The sequence below is a fragment of the Paramaledivibacter caminithermalis DSM 15212 genome (genome assembly GCF_900142245.1).
GTDB lineage: Bacteria > Bacillota > Clostridia > Peptostreptococcales > Caminicellaceae > Paramaledivibacter > Paramaledivibacter caminithermalis.
Genome location: NZ_FRAG01000099.1, coordinates 1 through 6729, shown reverse-complemented (window position 1 = coordinate 6729; position 6729 = coordinate 1). Strand labels below are relative to the sequence as shown.

At 30.8% G+C, this 6729-nt stretch carries 5 protein-coding genes and 1 rRNA gene; 5 read left to right on the top strand and 1 reads right to left on the bottom strand.

Features of this window, described 5'->3' with window-relative positions:
- Nucleotides 1–148 precede the first annotated feature (148 nt).
- Nucleotides 149–1102 carry an IS21 family transposase gene (gene istA / locus BUB36_RS18155; RefSeq protein ID WP_073153590.1) on the bottom strand — a complete coding sequence of 318 codons (954 nt, stop codon included), beginning with the start codon at nt 1100–1102 and terminating at the stop codon, nt 149–151.
- Between the two features lie 888 nt (nt 1103–1990).
- Here istA and BUB36_RS18150 point away from each other — a divergent pair.
- From BUB36_RS18150 to BUB36_RS20045, 5 genes are all read left to right on the top strand, one after another.
- Complete coding sequence (locus tag BUB36_RS18150) at nt 1991–3283, top strand: dihydroorotase (RefSeq protein ID WP_073153588.1); 1293 nt, start codon at nt 1991–1993, stop codon at nt 3281–3283.
- Nucleotides 3274–4215, top strand: coding sequence for an orotidine-5'-phosphate decarboxylase (pyrF, locus tag BUB36_RS18145; protein WP_073153586.1), 942 nt, complete (start codon nt 3274–3276; stop codon nt 4213–4215). Before BUB36_RS18150 ends, pyrF begins: the two co-directional genes overlap by 10 nt.
- Nucleotides 4216–4228: 13 nt before the next feature.
- Nucleotides 4229–5014, top strand: a complete 786-nt coding sequence (locus tag BUB36_RS18140; protein ID WP_073153583.1) for a dihydroorotate dehydrogenase electron transfer subunit — start codon at nt 4229–4231, stop codon at nt 5012–5014.
- On the top strand, nt 5007–5930 hold the full coding sequence (locus BUB36_RS18135; RefSeq protein ID WP_073153580.1) for a dihydroorotate dehydrogenase: 924 nt from the start codon (nt 5007–5009) through the stop codon (nt 5928–5930). The genes BUB36_RS18140 and BUB36_RS18135 overlap by 8 nt, the downstream gene beginning before the upstream one ends.
- A gap of 739 nt (nt 5931–6669) precedes the next feature.
- A 16S ribosomal RNA gene (locus BUB36_RS20045) occupies nt 6670–6729 on the top strand; the annotation flags it as partial.

Genomic DNA, 6729 nt, shown 5'->3' with positions numbered 1-6729 from the left:
TATAATCATCTTCATGATAATTTATTATCTTTTGTGTTAATGGGTGTATTCTTATTAAATCTGTGTTATTATAAATATACAGTTTATTATCTAATTCTCTTACTTTTAGAGTTTTATTAATAAACTTGTGTGCTGCAGAATATCTTTTTCATTTATAGTAAATCATTGAATCATTATGAACCGTGGCGGGTTTCATATAATTTAAGTAAGATTCAATTATTTCTTTGTTTGGTAAAGGAGAAAGGTGTTCTTTTTCTTTTTTTATTAGCATTATAGGTTTAACACTTGTAGTTTGATTTATTTCATTATTTACTTCATCACTTAATCTATTTATTATTTCAATTAATTCTTCCTCATTCTCAAATTCATTATTATAGGGAACCAACCTACTAATAAACCTGTTAGCAGACTCTACTTTTCCTTTAGTTTGTGGAGATCTTACATTACATTTTTTTGGGATGAAATTAAAATCTTTTGCAAACTGTCTAAAATCCTCAGTAAACTTTTTAGTTTTTACATTTACTATACTACTCATGTTATCTGTAATTAATCTTTTTGGAACTCCTCCATAATATTTAAATGCTTCAATAAGACATCTAAATACATCTTCTTTTGTCTTTGATTTACTGTAAGTAAATTTATGCATTCTTGAATATCCTAGCGTTGTTGTAAGGATATTAAATTTAAATATCTCTCCTTTTTTAGAAATCATAGTTATGTCTTCTTTAAAATCAAACTGTAGCTGTTCTCCTGGCTTAGTTTCATATCTTGGGTGAGCTACAGATTTGTTTTTACTTTTTAATTTATTCTTCCTTATGTAATAATCAAAGTTTGAACGTGTTCCTATAGTTTTATCCTTTGAATAGAAGTATTTATATACACCCGTTATAGTTGCACCTGCTAAATTAATCTTTTCTTCTATTTCTTCTCTATACTTATCTAATTTTGATTTTCTTTTTCTTGTTTCTTTCCTTTCAAATCCTTTGTCATATTTTGATATAGTTTGTCTTGAAACTCCATATTTTCTTGCTAAGTCACTATAGTTTGGTTTCATATTTAAACACCTCAAAATATTTAGTTCTGCCTTTATTGTTTCTATCATGTCAATTACCTCCTTATATCGGAGATAATTATACAATTCTATTTGCAATTCTGTTAAGTTTTATATTTGCAATCTTGTTAATTTTTATTTTAGCATTAATACTAATTTTGTGTGATATGTAGTAAGTGAGCTGATGGGACTCAGAAAAGATATCATCCCACTAACTCATCAGCAATATATAAGTTTATCACACAAAACCACTTCGCTAAGTTAATGGTTGCCTTCACTTTAAGCACCCCAGAAAAGATGCTAAAACCTAGCTACCCATGGGTTTTATACTTCTTGCAGTAGATTAAAATATACAAGGCTAGTTAATGGATGAATATTCAACAGCTTCATTCCATATTTTTACTGGTAATTCTATTGAATATGTCATCTAAGATATTATACGAGTATTTATCAAAAAATAAGACCTCCAGCGGATAAAGAATTTGTTGGAGGCTTATTTTTTTTTCATTTTCTTTTCCCTTTCCTAGATTAATGAGTAATTACTATAAAGATTTACTGTTCAAGTGTTGAACTGAACCATATCATACTAAGGAACCGAGGGGACTGTCCCTTTGGTTTTAAAGAAATTTTTCCAACATAAAAATATTTAAATATAATTTAACCTTCGATTGACATATCTTTCTTTCTATGTTAGTATTTTAAAAAATGAATATTAGTTGTACCTTTAAATTGGTCCAGAGAGGCCTCTAAGGTAAAAGATAGTATATAGTTTAGTTATGTCTATAGCTATAATAGGTAAGTTATGCCTTCCGCTTCTCTAAGTGGAAGGCTTTTTTGCTGCTAATAAATTAAAATATTTTTATGAGAAATGATAAGATTAAAACTTATAACATGTAAGGATAAAGCGTTGTAAGACGTATTTATTTTGGAGGTGAAGTTATGGAATTACTTATAAAGGGTGGTATAGTTATAAATCCAAAAACAAAAACAAATGAAAAATTAGATGTACTTATTAGAGATGATATAGTGGTAGGTATTGAAAAAAACATAGATATAAAAAACAGAAAAGTAATTGATGCAGAAGGCATGATAATAGCACCAGGATTTATAGATATACATGTACATTTAAGGGAGCCAGGATTTGAATACAAGGAAACAATAGAAACAGGAACAAAAAGTGCTGCAGCTGGAGGATTTACTACAGTAGCATGTATGCCAAATACAAATCCAGCTATTCATTCAAAGGAAATAGTAGAATTTATTCAAGAGAAGGCAGAGAAGGCAGGAAAAGCAAATGTACTAGTTATAGGAAGTATAACTAAGGATTTAAAGGGCGAAGAACTTTCTGATATAGATGAAATGTATAAATCAGGAATAGTAGCTATTTCTGATGATGGAAAAACTCCTATGAAAGAAGAGATAATGATAGAAGCCTTTAAGAAAGCAAAGAAGCTTAATATCCCTTTGATTTCCCATTGTGAAGATCATAATCTTTCAAAGGGTGGAAGCATAAATGCTGGTAAAGCATCGGAAAGAACTAAAATAGAAGGTATACCTTCAGCAGCAGAATATTTAATAGTAAAGAGAGATATAGAACTATGTGACATGATAGATTCAAAGCTGCATATAGCCCATGTAAGCACAAAGGAATCAGTACAACTGTTGAGAAGGGCAAAAAGTAAAGGAATTAATGTTACAGCAGAAGTAGCACCTCATCATTTTGTACTCACCGACGATATAATCACATCGGGAAATACCTATACTAAGGTTAATCCTCCAATAAGAAGCAAAGAAGATGTAGATGAAATAATTAAAGGTATTTTAGAAGGAACAATAGATATAATCGCTACCGATCATGCTCCTCATGATGAAAGTAGTAAAAATACTAGTTATGATAAAGCTTCATTTGGAATAACAGGCTTAGAAACTGCCTTCTCATTAAGTTACACCTATTTAGTAAAGAAGAACAAGCTTCCACTTATAAAACTCATTGAAATGATGACCATAAAACCTGCTGAAATAATCGGCATAGATAAAGGAAGTTTAGAAGTAGGGAAAAAAGCTGATATAGTAATAGTAGATTTAAACAAAGAATATATTATAGATTCTGATAAATTTTATTCAAAGGGTAAAAATACACCCTTTAATGGATATAAAGTAATGGGTAAGCCAATTTATACCATAATGAATGGGAAAATAGTATACAAGGAGGATAAAATAATATGTTCATAAATAAGCTTATTGAAAGTATCAAAGAAAAAAAGAGCTCGGTGGTTGTAGGACTTGACCCAAGGCTAGAGCTTATACCAAGTATAGTTAAAGATAAATACTTTAAAAAGCATGGTAAAACCTTTAAGGCAGCAGCAGAGTCAATATTAGAGTTTAATAAAGAAATTATAGATAATGTTTGTGATATAGCTGTGGCAGTAAAGCCTCAGATAGCATTTTATGAGCAATATGGAATAGAGGGATTAAAAGCCTATGATGAAACTTGTAGGCATGCTTCTAAAAAGGGACTGCTTATAATAGGTGATATAAAAAGAGGAGATATTGGTTCAACCTCTAAAGCATATTCCAAGGCACATTTAGGCAAGACAGAAGTAGGAGGAGAGTATTTACAAGCTTTCTATTCTGATTCAATAACTGTAAATCCTTATTTAGGCGATGATTGCTTAAAGGAATTTGTAGAGGATATTGAAGAATATGAAAAAGGAATGTTTGTCTTAGTTAAGACATCAAATCCTTCTTCAAGTCAGCTTCAGGATTTAGAGGTAGAAGGAAAGAAAATATATGAAAAGGTAGCTGAAATGGTGAACAACTGGAGTGATCAATATATTGGTAAATTTAATTATTCTTCTATAGGAGCAGTAGTTGGAGCAACTTACCCAGAGGAGGCTAAAAGGCTTAGAGAATTAATGCCAAGCTCATACTTCCTTGTACCAGGATATGGAGCTCAAGGTGGAACTGCCGACGATGTAGTTCCTTGCTTCAATAAAGATGGACTTGGGGCTGTAGTGAATTCTTCAAGGGGAATTTTATATGCATATAAAAAAGAAGAAAAATGGACAGAGGAGAGTTATGGTAAAGCAGCAAGAGATGCAGCTATTACAATGAGGGATGATATAAATACTACATTAGAAAAACACGACAAAAAATACTGGTAAGGAGGTATAGACTTTGAAGAAAAAAAATCTTTGTGAGATTCTCGAAAATGAAAAGATAGCAGATAATATATATAGAATTAAAATAAAAAAACCAAGTGAAGACTTTGAAATAATGGCAGGACAATTCCTAAATATTAAGTGTGGAGAAGGAGATTTTCCACTTCTGAGAAGGCCTATTAGTATAGGATTGGCAGATAAAGACAGTATGACAATTTATGTAAATAAGGTTGGTAAGGGAACAGAATTTTTATGTAATAGAGAAAAGGGAGAATTTATTGATATACTAGGACCATTAGGAAATACCTTTAATATGAATATAGAAAAAGGTAACGTTTTAGTTGTTGGAGGTGGAATCGGTGTTGCTCCTTTACTGGAGTTAACGAAGACACTATCCAGTAAAAGTGATGTAAATATAAAGGTAATATTAGGATATAGAGATGAACCCTTTATTGTAGAAGAATTTAAAAAATATACAAAGGATATAATAGTTGTTTCAGAAAAAGAAGGCTTTGACTATAAAGGCTATGTTACAAAGCCCCTTGAAAAAGAACTAAAAGAAACTAAATATGATGAAGTTTTTGCATGTGGTCCTGAGCCAATGTTAAAAAGTGTGAATGAAATATGCAAAGAAAAAGATATTGTTGTACAGCTATTGTTGGAAGAAAGAATGGCATGCGGTATTGGTGCATGCTTAGTATGTACATGTAAAACTAAGAAAGGTAATGATGATTGGAAGTATGTAAGAACTTGTAAAGAGGGACCAGTTTTTTATGGTAAAGAGGTGATATTCGATGAATAATGTAGATTTAAGCGTAGATTTAAATGGATTAAAACTGAAGAATCCCGTAACAGTTGCATCAGGAACCTTTGGTTTTGGTAGAGAATTTATTGATTATATAGATTTAAATAATTTAGGAGGCATAATGGTTAAGGGATTAACCCTAGAAGAAAGAAAGGGAAATCCTGTGCCTAGAGTAGCAGAAACACCAATGGGAATGCTTAATAGTGTTGGATTACAAAATCCTGGGGTTAGGTATTTTATTAAAAATGAGCTTCCCTTTCTAAAGCAATATGACACAAAGGTAATAGCAAATATAAATGGTAATACTATAGAAGAATATTGTAGAATTGCTGATATGCTTTCTAAAACCTCAGTTGATTCCCTGGAGCTTAATATCTCATGTCCCAATGTAAAGGAAGGTGGAGTATCCTTTGGAAGGGATGCAGATATGGTCTATAAGGTTACAAAAAAGGTTAGAGAAAATTCGGATAAGCATTTAATTGTAAAGCTTAGCCCAAATGTAACTGATATAAAGGAAATATCACTAGCTGCAGAAAAAGCAGGTGCTGATTGTTTATCCCTTATTAATACCTTGATAGGAATGGCTATAAATATTGATAGAGAGGAGACTATCCTTGCCAGGGGTATGGGAGGACTTTCTGGACCAGCTATTAAACCAGTAGCTGTAAGAATGGTATATGAAGTATTTAATACTGTTACAATACCAGTTATTGGCATGGGTGGTATAATGGATTATAAGGATGCTATTGAATTTTTCTTAGCTGGAGCTACTGCAATATCTATTGGAACAGGTAACTTGATAGATCCAACCCTTTCTATAGAAGTTCTTAAAGGTATAGAAGAACATTTAATATGTAAGGGATATAGGTCGATTAACGAAATCAAAGGGAAAGTAAATATACCAAGCAAATAAAAATACTTAAATATTGATTAATTTTGAAGGTAAGTGTTGTTTATATATAGATTTTCAATAGTAAAACTTAATTTATACATATCAAAATATTCGAAGTTTTTGGGGATTTTTGATGTGTATAAGGTAACTCTTTTACTGGAATATCTATATTATAAAAATGAATAAAAGTTAAATTACAATTATAGGAAATGGTTATAACCATTTCCTTAAGCATTTATATAATCATAAATATATATTTTTTTATAACTTATGAATAAAATAGCTAACATTGAGATATAATAAATATGCTTACAAAGCTATAAAATAATGTTATTTACAATATATTACCATTTGACATCAACACTTCAATATGATACACTGCTAATTGTCGCTAATAAAGGACAGCAATGTGAGGGAATTTGGAGTCAAATAAAAAAACAAAAAAAGTGTTGACAATCCCAAATATATTTGATAAAATACTACTTGTCGCTGAAACGAGTGACAAAAACCTTGGACATTGAAAACTGAACAGTGTAAGGATAAGAAACATGTTGGGTTTTTAAATTTTAAGATGAGAAATGTTAAATGTTAAATGTTAAATGTTAAATGTTGAATGTTGAATGTTAACAGGGGAGGTCTTGAGGGTTGAGGGACCTAAAAGAATTACTTTGAAACATTTAAACATACAACATTGAAACATATCACATTTATTTATAAAGCCAACATTCAAACTGACCAAAAAGGTCAAACCCTAAAGATTCTATTTAAGAGTTTGATCCTGGCTCAGGATGAACGCTGGCGGCGTGCTTAACACATGCAA